The following is an 18,686-nucleotide window of genomic DNA, read 5'->3' on the forward strand; positions in this document are numbered from 1 at the left end:
GATGCGCGTCTTTTCCAGCCTAGTTTTTCTACCAAGAAGGTGACACGCACCCCTCTAAGAGTGTCAATGGAGTCACCATACAAATCTACATGGTATTGATTGCCTACTTGATTCTTCAATTGATAGAAATTCCAGCGTTTTATGGTCATCAGTTACTCGATAAGTTGCGCTATTTGCAACTTGAATTGAGTCGCCGCTGTTCAATCGTCCATTGGAGCCACGATCTGCTGCCTGAGACACTCGTAGGAGCTTCATAGGGTCAAATGTAAAGTTTTATGTCTCAATTCAACACTTCTGCGTTTGGAATACTGTGACCTACAATTTGCAATCGCTTATTGCTCAGCTCGAAGCCTCTCTCGGATAAGCAGGGTCTTGAGCCATATAGCGGCTAGTTCTCTACGTGCAATTCTGCGTGAACTTGGCAGCTAGATAGGCCAGAGTTGCTTCAAAGTTGCCCCAATTCCCAGTCTCTAAACAATTCGCTTTTCCAGGTATTGCCCGATCATCTGCTGTTCACCTTCGCGGGTGATAATAGTTTGGCGGGTGCGATAGAGTTGCCCGATCAGCTTAATTTCTTCCTCGAAAGAAGAGCCTTTGTATTCGGTGCGGAGGCAGAGGGTTTGGGGATTGGTGAAGTAGTAGAGCGCGGTGACGGGCTTGGGGGTGGCAAAGCCGCGATCGCGATACAGCAGATTTCCCATTGCGCCAAAGAGCGTGGAGCCTTTGGACTGGGTGCGTCCTGATACGGCTTCGGCGCTGTTCCACAGAACTTCGGTGCCGCAGGTGAGGCAGGTGTCGTCTTCTAGCTCGTGCAGGCGGGCGAGGTGGCGCAGTTCGTCGCAGCCCTGGCTCAAAAAACGGACTTGAATCTGGCTGACCATTTCTTTGGTTTCGCCGTCGGGCAGGGTGTAGTAGCGCCGCTCGGAGCGCCATTCGCCTGCGGACTGCTGAAAGAACTCGGCAATTTGGGAATCGCCCGTGGTCGCGGTCAAAGAAGTCTGAAACGTCACCGAACTGTCCTCACACTCACAACTAAGGTTAATAGAGTTAATGGGGAAACCTGCACTTTTGTCAACCAGTGCTTACGCTTCTGTAATTCTTTTTAATATAACCCAGGGATCAAGCTTTTAGGGCCCCCGTATGGGTAATTATTCCCATTTCAAACCCGGAATCTCAGTCCCCGAAGTGGGGCAAATCCGTCATGATGTAATACAGACCGCTGTAAACCGCTGTAAATAGACCGTTTGTTCTCAGCCACTTAAAAGCTATCTAAAAACGGGTATGTCATCGTTCAACATTCAGGCACCGTTTGAGCCGAAGGGCGACCAACCAAGGGCGATCGCCCAACTCACCGACTACATCCAGCAGGGACACCGCTACCAAACCTTGCTGGGCGCAACGGGCACGGGCAAAACCCACAGCATCGCTCGTGTGATTCAGAACGTGGGCAAGCCGACGCTGGTGCTGGCGCATAACAAAACGCTGGCGGCGCAGTTGTGCAATGAGCTGCGGGAGTTTTTTCCTGATAACGCGGTTGAATATTTCATTAGTTATTACGACTATTACCAGCCGGAAGCCTACATTCCGGTGACAGATACCTACATTGCCAAAACCGCGTCGATTAACGAAGAAATCGATATGCTGCGCCATTCTGCAACGCGATCGCTGTTTGAGCGCAAAGACGTGATCGTCGTGGCCTCCATTAGCTGCATTTACGGATTGGGAATTCCGGCAGAGTATTTGAACGCATCGGTTCGCTTTGCCGTGGGCATGGAGACGGATCAGCGGCAGATCTTGCGCAATCTCTCCACCGTGCAGTATGAGCGCAATGACCTGGACGTGGGGCGGGGCCGATTCCGGGTCAAAGGCGATGTCCTGGAGATTGGCCCGGCCTATGAAGATCGCATCATTCGGATTGAGTTTTTTGGGGACGAAATCGATGCCATCCGCTATATCGATCCGATCACGGGCGCGACGCTGCAAAGCATGGAATCGGTGAACATTTATCCTGCCAAACACTTTGTCACGCCGGAGGATCGGCTAGAGGCGGCCTGCATCGCCATTCAGGATGAACTCAAAGAACGACTGGCAGAATTGGAAAGCGAAAATAAGTTATTGGAAGCCCAGCGGCTAGAGCAGCGCACCCGCTACGACCTAGAAATGCTGCGGGAAGTGGGCTATTGCAACGGCGTGGAAAACTATGCGCGACACTTGGCAGGTCGCCCGGCCGGGTCGCCGCCAGAGTGTTTGCTCGACTATTTCCCCAAGGATTGGCTGCTGGTGATTGACGAATCGCACGTTACGCTGCCGCAGTTGAAGGGCATGTATAACGGCGATCGCGCTCGCAAAACCGTTCTGATCGAACACGGGTTTCGTCTGCCCAGCGCTGCCGACAACCGCCCCCTCAAGGACGAAGAATTCTGGCAAAAAGTGAATCAGTGCATTTTCGTATCAGCCACACCGGGCGACTGGGAGTTGCAGGTGTCGGATGGGGTATTTGAAACGATTGGTGAAGGGAAGGATGCATCGAGCATATATGTTCGAGGAACCGGGCGCGTGGTGGAGCAGGTAATTCGCCCGACGGGTGTGCTTGACCCAGAAATCTTCGTGCGGCCCACAGAAGGGCAGATCGATGACCTGCTGGGCGAAGTGCGCGATCGCGTAGAAAAAGGCGAGCGCACGCTGGTTACCACGCTGACCAAACGCATGGCCGAAGACCTGACTGAGTATTTGCAAGAGCGTGGTATTCGGGTGCGCTATTTGCATTCCGAGATCAATTCCATCGAGCGGATCGAGATCCTGCAAGATTTGCGTCAGGGGGCGTTCGATGTGCTAATCGGCGTGAACCTGCTGCGGGAAGGATTGGACTTGCCAGAAGTGTCGCTGGTGGCGATTTTGGACGCAGATAAGGAAGGATTTTTGCGGGCAGAGCGATCGCTCATTCAAACCATTGGCCGGGCAGCGCGGCATGTCCGGGGTCAGGCCATTCTCTACGCCGATAATCTCACCGACAGCATGGCCCGAGCCATCGAGGAAACCGAGCGCCGCCGCCTGATCCAGATGGAATACAACGAAAAGCATGGCATTACGCCGCAGCCGATCGTGCGTCGCCAAAACAACGCGATTCTGCAATTTCTGGAAGTGTCGCGCCGCGTCAGCGCCCACGAACTGGAGGAAATGATCGACCAGTCGGAGGATCTGCCCCTGGAAAATATTCCCGATCTGATCGTGAAACTGGAAGCCGAAATGAAGGAAGCGGCCAAAAAGCTAGAGTTTGAAGAAGCGGCCAAAATGCGCGACAAGATCAAACAATTGCGCGATCGCCTCACGGGTCGCCGTTAGACCCCAAATTCACAAAACAATAAACAATTCAACGGTTAAACAAACAACCAAACCTCCTTCAAGTCCGCATCACAGTTGCTTGAAACCTGTCTCTTCGCATGGTCAGTTGATGGTGAAGTCTGGATTTCAAAACTATTCGTAGACCCATTCGCAACTCTATTCACACCCACGTCACGCCCATGATTGGACAGTTGAGATCGTCACAATCCAGCGATTTCCCCAAATACTCCATTGTGGTGCCTGTATACAACGAAGAGGCGAATATTCCAGAGCTATATCGCCGCGTCAGCGCAGTGATGGATTCGCTGGATGGAGACGCAGAGCTAATTTTGATTGATGACGGCAGTGGCGATCGCACGCTATCCATGCTGCGCGACCTGCATCAGCACGACTCCCGTGTTCGCTATCTCAGCTTTGCGCGAAACTTTGGACATCAGACGGCAGTAACGGCGGGGCTGCACTTTGCAAGAGGCGATGCAGTGGTGACGATGGATGCCGACTTGCAGGACCCACCGGAGCTAATTTTGCAATTAGTAGAAAGGTGGCAAGAGGGCTATCAGGTGGTCTACGCTCAGCGGATGCGCCGCAAACAGGAGGGCTTGCTCAAGCGCGGGCTGGCCTACAGCTTTTACCGCATTTTGCGAAACCTAGCGGACGTGGACATTCCCACCGACACGGGCGACTTTTGCCTGATGGATCGGGCCGTGGTGAATTTGCTAAACCGAATGCCAGAGCGAAATCGATACATTCGCGGCCTCCGCGCCTGGGTGGGCTTTCGGCAGACGGCGGTGCTGTTTGACCGCGACCCCCGGTTTGCGGGCGAGGTGAAGTATACCTTCCGCAAGTCGCTGGCGCTGGCGATCAACGGGCTGGTGTCGTTTTCGATTATTCCCCTGCGGCTTTCGACTTATATGGGCATGGCGGCGGCGGCGATCGCCCTGCTGATGATGGGGCTGGTGATCTACTGGCGTTTGTTTGAACCCAACTCACGGCTGACAGGCTTTGCCACGATTGCGATCGCCGTCTTTTTTCTGGGCGCAGTGCAGTTGATTTGCATTGGCATTCTCGGCGAATACATCGGGCGCATCTACGAAGACGTGCGCGGCCGCCCGCTCTACACCCTGGCCGAGGCAGGTGGCTTCGAGGATTTGCCCCATCCCCAATCCTTCTCGCACGGCGTTTCGGAGCCGTAATCCTCCAACCTGCAACGATTGCGCGAGATAGCCATTTAGCTAGCTATTGCGCCACATCTGCGGGCTGATTTTCTGACGCAGCCGAGCTAGCCAGCAGCGCCTCCAGCAGGTTGCCCCGATTGGTGCGAACCGTATCCACTGTTGCCTTGATAAAGCCTGCAATTGGCACTGCCACCAGCAGCCCCAACACGCCGCCCACCTTCAGCCCGATATCCAGCGAAATCAGCATCCACACCGGGTTCAGCCCCGTTAATTCGCCCACAATGCGCGGGCCGATCAGGTTTTCGCAAATCTGGATAATCACCGCGCCAACGATCAGCACTTTTACACCCAGCCAAAAGTTTTGCAGCGCCAGCAGGGAACTGACGATCACCAGCGTGGTGCTGCCGCCAAAGGGAATCAGGCTGGCCGCACCGATGCCCAGCCCAAATAGCTCCGCCAGGGGAATTCGCAAAATCAGCATTGCCGCCGTTTGCGACAGGCCCATGATGGTGGCTAGCGTCGCCTGTCCCACAATGAAGCGCTCAAAGTTTTGCGGTAGCGACTGCCGAATGCGATCGCCCCAGGGCGACGGCAGCCAGCCCAAAATTCCCGCCCAAAGCTGTTCGCCCCGCAGCACCAGGAAAATCGTGAACACCACCGTCAGGAAGATATTCACAATGCTGCCAATGGCGCTAAAAACGAGGCTGATGACCTGCGTGGTGAGCGATCGCAGCACGCCCGTCAGCCGCTCGATCTGCTGATTCAGCGTCGTACTCAGGTCTACCGGAATCTGTTGCTCAATCGCCCAGGCTTCCAGCGATTTCAACTGCTGCTGGCCAGACTTCAGCCATTCTGGCAGGCGGGTGAGCAACTCGTTCGACTGGCGCAAGATCAGCGGCACGATGAACACCAGCAGCACGCTCAGCACGATCAGGAACAGCAGAAACACGACTCCGACGGCAATGCTGCGCCGCACCCCGCGCTGCTGCAAAAAGCGGATGGGATAGTCCAGCAAGAAAGAAACGAGCGTTGCGGCAATCAGGGTGCTGATTAGCGGCTGGAGCCATTGGGCAAACAGCAGCAGCAGCCAAGCGTTGAGAAACACGACGGGAAAGATCAGCCCAATCGTAAAAATGCGGGGTAATCGACTCAACGACTCAAGCATGAGGGACGCAGTGGCAAAAACCAGAAGTTAGGGCGCTTCTGATGATCCTATCGCGATGTCGCTCCGTTCGTCCGACTCGACGACGCTCGTGTCAATGTCCACGCTGCCCGGCGTGGGGATGGCGCGATAGAGAAACCGAATCGTGTCGCGTTCATCAAAGCGATCCAGTTCGTGGCGGACATCTTCTTCGCTGGGCGCAGTGACTTGCATCAGAAACGGCAAGAGTTTGAACGTCGGCGTGTAGGTAAAAAAGTAGCCGCCATGCACATCGATGCGCCCTGTCAGGTAGAAGAAGGTGTTAATCGCGTCGATGGGAATCGCGGTGAACGGGTTGAGATCCAGGGCAACCGCGTTCACGCCCTTCATCTTGGAGCAGTCCAGGTAGCTGAAATTTTCAAACAAATCGTAGGCAGACGTGGGACGCACCGCCTGACGAGTCAAAATTGCGCCGCGAATCAGCAGAATCTTCAGTTGCTCTCGGCGGCGCTTGCGGCGGGGCGTTTTTTCAATTTCTTTCTCTGGGTTGGGCGGCAAAAACACGTTGCCCAGGCGCAGACCTGACATTTCCACGCTGGGTTCGCTAAACCAGTTGCCCAGGGTGGAGAGATAGCGCAACACAATGTCGCGATCGCTCGACATCAGGTATATTTGCTCGCAGCGGCGAATGGCAGAGCGGACGTAGTTGTTTCGCCCTTCCCGCAGCAGCTCCAGGGGAATATCGGGCGAGGCCAGGATCAGCTTGCCCAGCTTGAGGCAATCGCCCAGTCCATCGTCATTGGATTCTTGATCGTCTTTGCCAAAGCGATCTGACAACACGCGCAGCACGTTCACCAGCACCAGCCCGCCCATGCTGTGACCAATCAGGTTCACCAGCTTGCGGCTGCGCTTGAGGGCCAGTTGGGCCCGCTTGTCGCGTTCTGGCAGTCCCATGTCCTGGAGCATGAGCCGCTTTAGTGACTTATCTAGCCGCCAGAAAAACTCCGCCAGATCCGGTGCGCCATAGTGAATCGCCCGATAGCGATCGCGCTGATAGACCACCGACCGCAGCAGCATCAGCAGCGACAGCCACAGGAAAAACACCCCAGCGGCGATCGCCAAATGCCACTGCGGTCCCACATCCCGCACAAGGTCAATCTTCTCTGCCAGTTCCGTAATGCCAATCAGCACCACGCTGGGAATAAAGCTGAGCAGCAGCAGACTCCCCAGAAATTTCATTAAAATTTCTAGATTGCTCATGGAGTCCCGGATCAGCCCCCGGTTAAACACAGGCTGTTCGCTGGGCCAGTGATAGCCGATGTAGAGATGGTCTTCGCCGAGCGTGTCGGTGGGTTCCCCGCCGGGTTTGGGTTTAGCAAAGAGATAGTTGGCTTCGTCGGAGAGAAACTTGTAGAAGCCGCCCGCCGGGTTGGCGTAGCCGTGCGTCCGCAGGGTCAGGGCGCGGATGTTGCGCTGGTGAATGATTTCCGCCAGTTCATCGACATTAAACAGCGGGCGAAACAGCTTGGGGTTGGGGAGCGATCGCTCGACCGCCAGCGACACCGATGCCGTGCTGACGACCAGAAACGTATTTTGGGTACACCACTCGCCGCATTCGCCCTGCTTGCCTGCCTGCCCCAAATAGCGATACACCTCAAAGTTTCGTCCAATGGCTTTGGTAAACTCGCGGCGCTTCCAGTGGTTCAGCGTTTTGATGACGTAATCTTCGTCTACAAGTCGACAAAAGCCGGGATAGCGCTCCTGGCACTGGGCCCAGTCAAAGGCTTGGGCATAGGCTTTGAGTTCATCATGGAGCACATCGGCGATCGCCCTGGGGTCAGCTTTTCCCTGATACACTGCGGGATCTGCGCCATACATCGGTTCGTAGGCAAGCTGCACAATTCGCGCCTTGGCCCACCAGTCCGAAAACGGAGCCGCGTTTGCCACGATGCCCCCCAGCCAGCGCTGGTCATTGGCACAGGCCTCACGCCCCGCTGGCGACTCTGCCCAGCGATAGGGCAGCGCCTCCTCTAGCTGTATTGCACCCATGAAGGTTCTCCTTCTGCGACCGTTGGTGATCCAGACCGTGGTTGATCCGGAGAGTGATCCAGAACTCGCGGCAGCTTAAAATTCCGCGCCAGGATATTCCCGAAATTTTAGAACCCTGCGTCTAGTCTGGTGCAGGAAGTTAACAAAGCCTTAGATGAGCGCCCGTAGAGGAATGACCAGAGATTCATGCCAGATTCACGCTAAGCCTTGGCGTTGGGCAGCTTGACCTGAGTAGCGAGTCCCAGCTTTTGCAGCAGAGCGATCGTCGCCCAGGTGAGGTCAAGCTCCCACCAGGCCAGCCCGTGGCGGGCGGAATACTGGAAGGCGTGGTGATTGTTGTGCCAGCCTTCGCCGTAGGTCAGCAGCGCCACCCACCAGCAGTTGGTCGAGCGATCGCCCGAATCATAGCTGCGATAGCCAAAGCGGTGGGTGGCGCTGTTCACCAGCCAAGTGCAGTGATACACCACCACCAGCCGCACAAACACGCCCCAAATTACAAACGGCCAGCCCCCCAGCAGGTATAGCAACCCGCCAAACGCCACCTGAATCCAGAAGAAATGCCGCTGAAAGAATTGATAAACCGGATCGCCGGAAATATCGCGGGTATAGCGGTCGGTTTCGGCCATGGCGGGCACGTCATAGAACATCCAGCCCATGTGGCTCCACCAAAAGCCGCGGCCGGAGTCATGGTGGTCGCGCTCCTGATCGGAATGGACGTGGTGGTGACGGTGCAGCCCGACCCACTCCAGCGGGCCGCCCTGCATACTCAGCGTGCCGCAAAATACCAGAAAATATTCCAGCCATTTGGGCACCTGAAAGCTGCGGTGGCTAACGAGCCGATGCCAGCCCAGGGTGATGCCCAGCCCACCCGTCACCCAATGCAGAAAGACGAGGAGGGCGATCGCCCCCCAGTTAAACATTCCTGGCAGCAGCGCCAGCAGCGCCCCCAAATGCACGCCCACCATAAACAGCAGAACGACATATCGGGGCTTTTGTCGAGTCAACGGAGCAATAGTCATAAAATCCAACGAAAACTGTATAAAGGGTCAGGGGGTCAGGGGTTTGGGCTGAGGAGCAGGTCACAGGCGCTTGGCTAAGCCGCTAGATAAGCAACTAGCGGGGCAACTAGCGGGGCAACTGGCGGGGCAACTAGATAGGCAGCCCAAAATCGCTAATCTAAAATCCAAAATTGGCACAGGCGCATCCACTCCGCCCCAAGCTCATCATTTCGGGGAATGGTCGCTGGGTCAAGGAAAGCCCGCCACACGCAGGAATACTAGCGGGAAGATTGGCACAGACTCGGATACAAACTTGGGTGCAAACTTGGGCGCGAACTGGGGCGCGAATTAGGGCGCAGATAGGCACTGCAAATTGGGCGCATCCCAGTTCTGCAAGTTTGCCCTCATCCCCCAACCCCTTCTCCCTTTTTGGGAGAAAAGGAGCCGGACTGGAAGTCCCTCTCCTGCTTTGGGAGAAGGATTTAGGGTGAGGGTTACAAAAGTGGGATACACCCTCCAAATTAGCCCGTGCAACGGATGCAGCAGACTGCAACCGCACAGGAAGGACGAAATGAAAAAACTCCAAGAAAGACCTGATTTTAGAGATAAACCGACTCAGCGAGAGAAGGGCAAAGGACGCGATCGCCGCACTCGCGAACCGTCAATCGTGTGGATTTCCTGGTCTTCCAAAATCGTGCGAACCCGATTGGACTGGGCCAGTGCAGGAATGCCTGCCGCGTCAATTTCGACCGGAACTGCGCCAACCGCGTCGGGAGAGGGCGCAAGCAAATTGGCGTGAAAGGCTTCCAAGATGGGGCGAATCTCCTCCAGAGAACGCTGGGCGGCAGTGCGAATGCGGGCGATCGCCGCTTGTCGTTCCTCTGGCGTTTGGCGGCGGGCTGGGGCAGGCGGCAGCGGGCTACCTGGCCCTCGTCCACCCTCAGAGCGATCGGTTTCCAGCATCACCACCGCCCGAATTTTCTGCTGAGGCTTCAGATGCTCCAGCCGTGCGCCAAATTCTGGGCTGATTTTGGACAGATGCTTGGGTGAACCAACGCGAATTTCAGGCTCGATAATTTTAGGCTCGACTTTAGGCTCCATTTCGGGTGCGTTTGTTCTAGGCAAGCGCTCTTGAACGCGATCGCCCTGACGACCTGTGCCATGACTGGCGCTTTCCCGACTCTCTCGATAAGCGGCATGGCAACCCCGTGAAGCCTCCGCCTGCGGCATAGGCGAAGACTCCAGAGAACTTATATCGCTATTCAACCAGCCGTCCGTATCTCGCAGCGCGTCTGCCATAGCTCAGCCAACCTCAAGCTCACCTTGGAAACGGAGAAAACGATCTGCAACCCAAGTGTGTTCCTTCAGCCTATCCGAAAACTCAAAGCAATGACAGAAACTTCAGAAAACTCTGCCAAGCGCAGTATGACGCAAGACAGAAAGTTCAGCAAGTCAGCACGTTCAGCAAGTTAGTACGTTCAGTAAGTTAGCCTTTCAACTAAAGAACTGAAGTTTTGGCTCAAAATTCGCTAGGAATTCAGCGCTCTGAGCGCTTCCAGGGGTTGAATCAGCCCATAGCCCCAGCGATTGTCGGGACGATATTTGTCGCCATCGGGATGCTTGGCGGTCTGGCAGAGGGCTTCCAGGATTGCGGTCGTGGGTACGTCGGGCTTGGCGGCCATCAGCAGGGCGATCGCCCCAGAAACATGCGGCGTAGCCATCGAAGTACCATCCATCACGGCATACTCGTGCCCTTCCGATTCGCCCTCTGGCGGAATGCAAGAATACACATTGCAGCCAGGGGCGACGATATCGGGCTTCGTCACCAGTTTATGGTTGGGGTCGGGATAGACCAGGCTGGCGCCGCTGCTGAAAAAGGCGACATCGGCCCGGTTGCGAGACATGCGCCCCACTGCGCCGACCGCAAAGGCGCTGTAGGCATTTCCCGGAGAGCAGGAGTTTCCGTGGTTGCTGTTGCCAATCGCCACCACCGAGGCAATTCCATACTGCTGCATCAGTTCCTCAAAAATCAGCCCAAATCGGGGGTCATAGTAGCTGAACCCAAGGGACATATTGATCACCTGCGCTCCGTTTTCCACCGCCCACACCAGGCCGCGCACCAGGGCGATTGTGGTTCCAGAGCCGTTCAGCACGCCGCCCACCACCAAGTCGGCCTCTGGTGCAACCCCAATGGCGAGTCCTTGCGGCGTTTGCCCCCCGGCGATCGTACCGCAGACGTGGGTGCCGTGCTGGTCGCTGTCGAAGCTGGTTGAAGTTTTAATCGTGCGACCGAGGGGATCGATCACCACAAATTCTTTTACCCGATCCTGGAGCGCTGGGTGGTCGCCATAAACGCCCGTATCCAGCACCGCCACGCGCACGCCCGCGCCCTTGGTCGTTTCCCACAATTCAGGAATTTCCAGATATTGCAGTCCCCAGGTTGCGCCCTGCTCTAGTTCTTGGCGATCGGGCAACTCGTAGGACACGTCCTGGGGCTGGATCAGCCTAACGCGCTGGTTGGGCAAAATGGCAACCACGTTGGGATGGCGGGCCAGCATAGGCAGCGAACTGCGAGTCACTTCGACGGCTGCCACGGGCAGTGCTCCAGAGCCAATCTGGGCGATCGCCGGTTCCTCATGGCTCTGGAAATGTTTTGCGCCCTGGGTCTGATAGCTCTCAAACAGTTGCGCCTGGATCGCCTGCTGACGCTTGGCCCGCTCTTTGAGATAGCTGAGGCGCGTCTTGTTGCTCCGCAATTCCTCCAGCGTCGGCAAGTCTTCTAGCTTGGGAGATTCGTAGATGACGATTGCATCGATCTTTTCGTTGGATTTTCGCTCGGCAAGCAGCGGGTCAAAGGCAGGCGAGATCTTATCTTCGATGCTCATCGGTTATGAACCTCCCCTTCTGGTTCGCTGGTGTCCTCATTCGTCGCCCAGTTTTGTGGCAGAACCGGGCATCGTCGGCTTTTTGTATGCGCGTTCTAAATACACGTCCTGTAGTACTCTTCAGCAGCGCGATCGCCCATCCCGGTGATTTTACGGAGTTTCTGGGCGATCGCCCCACTCTGCATTACACAGGAGTAATTGATACTATTATATGATATCAACTAAATCTGGATTGCGGGTTCTCTCTGCTACTCCAGTTCCGAACCGAATTCCCCAGCCCTGCCATGCACCTGTATGGTAGCGATCGCCGCTCGAATCCGACCGGCGGGCCCATCCCCCCAGTTCTGATGGCGACATTTGGTGCAAAATAGTTCCCCTGCAAAAACAAATCGGCTTCTGGCCGTTTTCTGGCAATTTCGGGAGGCCGTTCAGGTATTAATCGGAACTCAGGTTGAGGAGCCGACCTGGGTCGAGTCGGGTGAGGCGGTGGCTGCTTCCGAAGGGGCGGTTTCCGTCGATTTGCCGCGCCAGAGCCAGCTTGTGACTAGGTGCGACAGTAGCCCCATCGGCCCGGCAAACAGGCACAGCGCCAGGGAATGCACCGTCCACACGCCTGTCCGCTGTCCTTCCCAATAAATCCAGCGACCGACAAACAAATCCATGACCAAGTAATGCACCCAGCCTGTGGCGGCGATCGCCTCATTGCTAAATAGCCGCGCAATGTCCGCCAGCTGGGTGCTGGCAAAATCCTGAGCAGAGGTCGTGGTGAGGTTGCTGGCAAACAGGTACACATACAGCCCCGCCAGCGCCACAAACGGCAAGTAGGACTGCATCACCCGGCGCGTCATGCCCCAATTGGGCAAGAAAATCATCAGCGCCCAGAAGGGCAGCACGAAGAGGTTAGCAGCGTTAAAAAGGAGTTCGAGCATGATGGGTGACGAGTGGGTGACGGGTTGGGGAGAGCAAAAAAAGGGACGAGAACCGGAATGGGGGGACGCGATTTCACACCCCCACGCCGCGAATCGAGCAATCGAGCAACTGCATCGGATGCAGCACAGGAACCGACTTGCCCTGGCGTTCCACGTGGTGGCTGATTTGCACAAAGCAGCCGATGTTGGCGGAGGCAATAACCGATGCACCCGTGTTCAGCAGGTTGGTGACTTTTTGCCGCCCCAGTTCCTCGGCGACTTCGGGTTGCAAGATGTTGTACACGCCCGCGCTGCCGCAGCAGAGGGCGGCATCGATGGGTTCCCGAAGCTGCACACCGGGAATTTGCCGCAAAAGCTGGCGCGGTTGCAGGCTGATTTTTTGCCCGTGCAGCATATGGCAAGCGTCTTGATATACCAGCGTCAGCGGGTCGTCTTGCAGAGGATGCAGGGGAGCCGTCAGCCCGACTTCGGCGAGAAATTCCTGGACATCTTTGACGGTTTGCACAAAGGCTTGAGCGCGATCGCCATAGGCCGCATCCCCTTTCAAAATGTGCCCGTATTCCTTCAGCGTGTGCCCACAGCCGGAGGCGTTGATCAGCACAAAATCCACCTTTGCCTGCTCGAAGGTGTCGATCATCTGCCGCGCTAGAGCCTGGGCCTGCTGCTCTTGTCCCTGGTGGTGCGACAGTGCGCCGCAGCAGCCCTGCGCCTTGGGAATTACTACATCGCAGCCATTGGCCGTTAGCACGCGCACCGTCGCCTCGTTCACCTCTGGGTTAAATAACCGCTGCACACAGCCGAGAATCAGCCCGACGCGATACCGCGCCTTGCCCTGGGCAGGGACAAATTCTGGCAGGCGATCTTGAAACGCTTGGGGCGAGAGGGGCGGTAATAGTGCCTCCATTGCCGCAAGCTGGGGCGCAAGTTGGGGCAAAATGCCGAGCGATCGCACGAGTTTTTGCAAGCCCGATTTTTGGTATAGCCCCACGGGCCGCATGAGTAGCCGCATTCGGTTGGGATAGGGAAACAGCGAGAAGATCAGGCGGCGCAGCAGACGCATGGGGAGCGATCGCTCGAAGTTACGCTCAATCTGCGGGCGCGTCGCGGCGATCAGCTTGTCATATTGCACCCCAGAGGGACAGGTGGTGACGCAGGCCAAACAGCCCAGACAGCTATCAAAATGCTGCACTGTGCTGGCTGCCAGCGGCGCGTCGCCCTCGTTAATCGCGTCCATTAGATAAATCCGGCCGCGGGGCGAGTCGGTTTCTTTACCAATCACCCGATAGCTGGGGCAGGTCGCCAGGCAAAAACCGCAATGAACGCAAGCATCAATCAGCTTGGGGTCGGGTGGCTCCTGCGCGTCAAACCCCGGCAGGTCGGCCGTCGGGTTGAGGTTGCTAAAGGAAATGGGCGGCTCAGAGGTTTGCATAGGGAAGTGGGCAATGATCTAGAAAGTCAACCCCGGTTCGAGTTGCGGAGGGTTGGGCAATATCAATCTGGACTCATCCTCAGTATGAGCCAACTTGAGGCAAATCAGCGTGCCGCTTGCCTTCTAAGATACAAGGGATAGGCGAAGGGGAGCCACAAGCGAGATAGGCGCGATCCACAAACACCCCCACTCAATCCCTCTTCCCTCTTCGTTCTTCGTTCTTCCCTCTTCCCTCTTCGTTCTTCGTTCTTCGTTCTTCCCTCCTCCCTCTTCCCCCATGCCCCCTCTCGACTACGACCTGATCATCCTCGGCGGCTCTCTGGCGGCGCGGGAGGCGGCGATCGCCGCACGGGCACTCCAAGCAAGGGTAGCCCTGGTAGAACCGGACAGAGCCGAGGCAGCGCTACGTCTAGAAACACAACATCGGTCCCTCATGCAGATCGGGCGCTTGATAGAGGGGCGATCGCGCTTGGCGCAGATGGGGCTATCGGAGTTTTCGTCGCCGCCAGCGTGGGCAGCGGTGCGGCAATGGGCAGAGGTCATAGCAACCGACTTGGCAGAAGAGACCTCACTCTCGCAGGTGGCAGCGGCGGGCGTGGATGTGGTGGTGGGGCAGGGCGAATTTTTTCGACGGCCCCATCTGGGCGTGCGGGCAGGAGAGCGAACGCTGCGATCGCGGGCCTATTTGCTGGCTCCAGGAAGTCGGGTGCGTCCGCTAGAGGCGGGGAACTTCAATGGGAACTTCAACGCCATGGCCGAAATGAAGACCCTTGCCCAGACTCCGGCAGAGTTTTTGAATCCTGCCCTGTCCCACCTGCCTGGGCGAATTGCCGTCTGGGGAGAGGGCGCACAGGCCGTAGAACTGGCGCAAGCGCTGCATCGACTGGGCAGCCAGGTGACGCTGCTGCTGGATTTGGCCTCGAATGCTGTAAGCCACAGCGGGCTTCCTGGTGGACGGTTGACACCCGCCTCGCGGAGCCGAATTGCCTGTCTCGATTCTGACCTCCGCCGCCTGCTGCTGGCCTCGCTGGAGGCAGATGGCATCGCAATCTACCCGGCGGACACGCTGACCCAGGTTCATTCCCACGCCGGAACCGTGAAGCTGGCGTTGCCGGATGGAGCGCAGACGGTGGATTGCTTGCTCAACGCAACGGAGCCTGTGCCCGACTGGGACGGGCTAAACCTGGAAGCGGCAAATATTCGCCTAGAGGCAGACGGGCTGCGGGTTTACCCAACGCTGCAAACCTTTAATGCGCGAATCTTTGCCTGCACCAGCCCCCGCGCCGCCCGCCAGCAGGCCCAGCTTGCCGTCCGCAATGCTGTGTTTTTGCCCAACCGCCACCTGCGCCCAGAGCTGCTGCCGATGGTGATTGCAACGCAGCCCGCGATCGCCAGCATCGGGCTGACCGAAGCCGAGGCTCGCGAGGTTGCTTCGCAACGCGGGCGCGACCGCCACGGGGCAGAGGTAGTTGTGCAAACGCTGCCGTTCAAACTCAACCCCAAAGCGTCCATGCAAGCGGCTCCTACTGGATTCTGCAAACTCATCGCCCGCCGCAATGGTCGCATCCTCGGTCTGCACCTGGCGGGGCTGGATGCCGAAGAAGCGATGTCTACAGTGGCGATCGCCCTCCAGGAACACTGCCGAGTGCGATCGCTTGCCCAGCTACCCGTTGCCGCTTCCCCCAGCACCGCAGACATCTTGCGGCAAACGGCGATCGCCTGGCAACAGCAGCGCCTCGCCCAGCAGCCCCGCCTGCAAGACTGGCTCGAAACCTGGCAAGAAATCCGGCGATCGCGCTCCCGCTGGACACAGCTTTAGCCGCTTTCCAGGCAGCAGAGACGCATAAAAACGCACCGTCGAGACACGCGCCCAGCGCCCATCTCAACGGTGACTCAACTGTTGGGTCAGGCAAGAAACCCTCTATGCCGCAATCGCAAAGTCGATGCCCGCCATCCAGGGCGTACCCGCCAGCGAGGCAAACTTGCCGCCAGATCCCAGCCCGTTGGCACTGCCGTTTTGGTTATAGAACAGGGCACCCGTGGACTGGTTATAGACGATGAAGGCACGGCTGCGGCCCGCAGCGCGATCGCTACTCACCACCGCAAACTCGTTGGCATTGCTAAACCCATCGCCCACGCTGCTGGTTAACGCCGTAAACACGCGCTTGCTAAGGACAATCTGATCGCCTTCAAACCAGTTGAAATCAGCGATCGTGTCCACACCGAAGGTTGCTGCCGAGAAAGCGCTGCTGCCTCGAAACTCGAAGCGATCGCTCCCTTCGCCGCCGCTCAGCGTGTCGTTGCCGCGCCCCCCAATCAGGCGATCGCTGCCCGCATCCCCCAACAGCCGATCGGCCCCGTCGCCTCCTTCCAGCACATCGTCGCCCTGGTTGCCTTCCAGCAGGTCGCGGCCGGCCTGCCCCTTCAAGCTGTCGTCGCCCCGTCCGCCCCGCAGTTCGTTGTCGCGGAGGTTGCCGCGAATCTCATCATCCCCGTCGCCGCCAAAGACGTTTTCGATCAGGGTTCCGTCGGCGATCTTCAGCGTCGTGCCCGCGATCAGGCTATTCGCCCCTGGGGTCAGGTCAATTTCCAGATTCGAGGTCACCGCCGCACAGTTGAGCGTATCGGTGCCTGCGGTATCGGTCAGCGTCGTCCGACTGGCATCCGCGCTGAACTTGCCAAACTCGTTGGTGTAGATGTACGTGTCGTCCTCGCTGAGCGCGTCGCCGTAGAGCTTCAGCGTCCAGCTATTGAGAATGCCCGTATCCAGCCCAAACTCGTCGGTAATGCTCAGCGTCCAGTCGCCCACACCCGTCTCGCCCCAGTGGTGAGTGCTGCTCAGGGTGAACTTGATTTCTGTGTCGAAGCTAAAGGGATTGGCCACCAGCACGCTTTCGGTGCCGTCGGGCGAAGTCAGCACAATTCGCAGATCGCCCAGATAGGTATGCTCCAAATCCAGCACCACCTCGATCTGGTCAATCTTCAGCCCCTCCGTAATCGTAATCGAGTCGCTGACCGTATCCAGGTCAAGAATCTCTAGGTCTGGCGTGCTGGTGGCGCTCACGACCTGCTCATTGTCAAAGGTACTCTGAGCATTCCAGGTTTCTGCTAGGCGCACGGCCGCATGGGCATCCACCAGCCCAAACCCATAGTCATGGCTGACATGCAGCCCGCCGCCATTCCAGTTCTTTGCGCCATTAAACGACCAGCCCAAATCCGTCGCGTCGGTCTGGCGAGCCGAGTAGGCCAGAATTTCCTGCACATCCCGATAGCCCAGGGACGAGTTGGCTTGCAGCATCAGGGCCACCACCCCGCTGACGATGGGGGCAGAGGCAGAGGTGCCGCCAAAGTTGCTAGTGTAGTCGCCGGGGTCGTCGCCTGACCGTCCCGACAGGTCAGTGGTCACGATGCCGTCGTCAAATTCCCCACCGGGCGCAGACACCAGCAGGTTAGCTCCCGGCGAACTGTAGAAGGTGTATTCCCCGAAGTGGTTGATCGCCCCAACGGCGATCGTGAAGCGGGAGTTTTCTAGGTTGTGATAGTTGGCGTTGTCGCCAAAACCGCGCCCGTTGCCGCCCGCAAACACGACCACTGTTCCCAACCCGCCGCGCCCGTTTTCGGCAGCGTTTTGCAGCGCATTGCCAAAGCCTTCGTAGGCAGGGGTAGAGAAATTGTCATAGAACGGGAAGACGTAGCCCCAGCTATTGTTCACTACGTCAAAGTTGGCGGCTCGGTAGAGCGCCGTTGTGGCCTGGGCAATGAAATCTGACTCGTCGAGCGTCCAAAAATCGAGCCGCAGGGCCGAAATACTGGCCTCTGGCGCAACGCCAACCCCACCAACCGCGTTGGCAGAAGCGGCGATCAGCCCTGCTACAGAGGTTCCGTGAGAATCAAACACAGACTCAGGCGCGGGGTCGCCGTCGTTTTCGGCGGCATCCAGTTCCAAATCGCTGTTGTAATTCAGGAACAGGTCGTCGTGGATATATTCCACACCGTCGTCGATGATGCCGACGTTCACACCCGCGCCTGTGTAGTCTTCCCAGACGTTTGCGATATTGATGTCGATTCCGGGCAAGCCGCCAGTTTGTCCGGTATTAACCAGGTGCCATTGGTCAGAAAAGAGCGGGTCGAGCGGCGGATTGCTGAGGAGACTTGCGGTATTGAATGGAGCGGACTCAACAGACGGAGTAGATGGAGCGGGCTGAACTTTGCGGAGCTGAAACGGGCGGAGCGGAGTCGTCGATCCAGAGGGGGCAGTGGACTTAGACATAGGGATAGACCAGGTAATAGATGCGGTGAATCAGGTTTGTCCGTATCGTCAAACTAGCCTGGAGCCTTGCCAGAAGAGATTCTGCGAGATTTCTCAGTCGGATTTCTTAGTCGGATTTCTTAGTCAGATTTCTCAGTCAGATTTCTTGAGCGCAATTTGGGGACTACAGGCTCGATTAAGATGTCAGGTTCGACGCGAGTTTTTATGCAGCGGTCAGAAATATTGGCTCAAGCGGCTTCAACGTTGGCTCAAAAGCCGTTGCGTTGATGGGTTGGATCTGTGATTGGTTGAAGCTGTTTTCTGCGATGCAAACTCGCTATAGTTCCAATTTGCTCGGCCGCATCGGTCAGCCTCATTCCCCGTGTGGGGAATTTTTGGCGATCGCGCCAGCGTTGCGGAGCAATATCGCAAAGTGATAGTGGATTAACGTAAAGGATGGAGAGAAAAAGTAACGCCATCGCATTTTGA

13 protein-coding genes are annotated in these 18,686 nt (G+C 57.2%); 3 read left to right on the forward strand and 10 right to left on the reverse strand.

What is annotated here, in order from left to right; translation table 11 throughout:
- Positions 1-470 precede the first annotated feature (470 nt).
- Positions 471-1,010, reverse strand: a complete 540-nt coding sequence (locus tag IGS16_RS12600) for a phycobiliprotein lyase (protein ID WP_297085913.1) — start codon at positions 1,008-1,010, stop codon at positions 471-473.
- 271 nt (positions 1,011-1,281) lie between these two features.
- Between IGS16_RS12600 and uvrB the strand changes: the two genes are divergently transcribed.
- Together uvrB and IGS16_RS12610 are read left to right on the forward strand one after the other, a co-directional pair.
- Positions 1,282-3,342, forward strand: coding sequence for an excinuclease ABC subunit UvrB (uvrB, locus tag IGS16_RS12605; protein WP_297085915.1), 2,061 nt, complete (start codon positions 1,282-1,284; stop codon positions 3,340-3,342).
- Positions 3,343-3,521: 179 nt separating this feature from the next.
- Complete coding sequence (locus IGS16_RS12610; protein ID WP_297085917.1) at positions 3,522-4,535, forward strand: glycosyltransferase family 2 protein; 1,014 nt, start codon at positions 3,522-3,524, stop codon at positions 4,533-4,535.
- 43 nt (positions 4,536-4,578) lie between these two features.
- Here IGS16_RS12610 and IGS16_RS12615 read toward each other — a convergent pair whose 3' ends face one another.
- From IGS16_RS12615 to IGS16_RS12645, 7 genes are all read right to left on the reverse strand, one after another.
- Positions 4,579-5,682: an AI-2E family transporter gene (locus tag IGS16_RS12615; protein ID WP_297085919.1), complete on the reverse strand. Its 1,104-nt coding sequence runs from the start codon at positions 5,680-5,682 to the stop codon at positions 4,579-4,581.
- 27 nt (positions 5,683-5,709) lie between these two features.
- Positions 5,710-7,707, reverse strand: a complete 1,998-nt coding sequence (locus IGS16_RS12620) for an alpha/beta hydrolase (RefSeq protein ID WP_297085920.1) — start codon at positions 7,705-7,707, stop codon at positions 5,710-5,712.
- 200 nt (positions 7,708-7,907) lie between these two features.
- Positions 7,908-8,726: a fatty acid desaturase gene (locus tag IGS16_RS12625; RefSeq protein WP_297085922.1), complete on the reverse strand. Its 819-nt coding sequence runs from the start codon at positions 8,724-8,726 to the stop codon at positions 7,908-7,910.
- A 594-nt stretch (positions 8,727-9,320) separates the two neighbouring features.
- Positions 9,321-10,004, reverse strand: coding sequence for a hypothetical protein (locus tag IGS16_RS12630; RefSeq protein WP_297085924.1), 684 nt, complete (start codon positions 10,002-10,004; stop codon positions 9,321-9,323).
- Between the two features lie 230 nt (positions 10,005-10,234).
- Positions 10,235-11,590, reverse strand: coding sequence for a S8 family serine peptidase (locus IGS16_RS12635; RefSeq protein ID WP_297085926.1), 1,356 nt, complete (start codon positions 11,588-11,590; stop codon positions 10,235-10,237).
- Between the two features lie 446 nt (positions 11,591-12,036).
- Positions 12,037-12,522 carry an ABA4-like family protein gene (locus tag IGS16_RS12640; RefSeq protein ID WP_367185790.1) on the reverse strand — a complete coding sequence of 162 codons (486 nt, stop codon included), beginning with the start codon at positions 12,520-12,522 and terminating at the stop codon, positions 12,037-12,039.
- Between the two features lie 70 nt (positions 12,523-12,592).
- Entirely contained in the window at positions 12,593-13,948 is a 1,356-nt protein-coding gene (locus IGS16_RS12645) for a heterodisulfide reductase-related iron-sulfur binding cluster (protein ID WP_297085929.1), read from the reverse strand.
- A 277-nt stretch (positions 13,949-14,225) separates the two neighbouring features.
- Between IGS16_RS12645 and IGS16_RS12650 the strand changes: the two genes are divergently transcribed.
- Entirely contained in the window at positions 14,226-15,767 is a 1,542-nt protein-coding gene (locus IGS16_RS12650; RefSeq protein WP_297085931.1) for an FAD-dependent oxidoreductase, read from the forward strand.
- A 102-nt stretch (positions 15,768-15,869) separates the two neighbouring features.
- Here IGS16_RS12650 and IGS16_RS12655 read toward each other — a convergent pair whose 3' ends face one another.
- Both IGS16_RS12655 and IGS16_RS12660 read right to left on the reverse strand, forming a co-directional pair.
- Positions 15,870-18,218, reverse strand: coding sequence for a S8 family serine peptidase (locus tag IGS16_RS12655; protein ID WP_297085933.1), 2,349 nt, complete (start codon positions 18,216-18,218; stop codon positions 15,870-15,872).
- A gap of 248 nt (positions 18,219-18,466) precedes the next feature.
- Positions 18,467-18,686, reverse strand: a 220-nt coding sequence (locus tag IGS16_RS12660) for a hypothetical protein (protein WP_297085935.1), incomplete at its 5' end; no start/stop codon positions are given.

This window comes from Thermoleptolyngbya sp. C42_A2020_037, assembly GCF_015272455.1.
Classification (GTDB): Bacteria; Cyanobacteriota; Cyanobacteriia; order Elainellales; family Elainellaceae; genus Thermoleptolyngbya.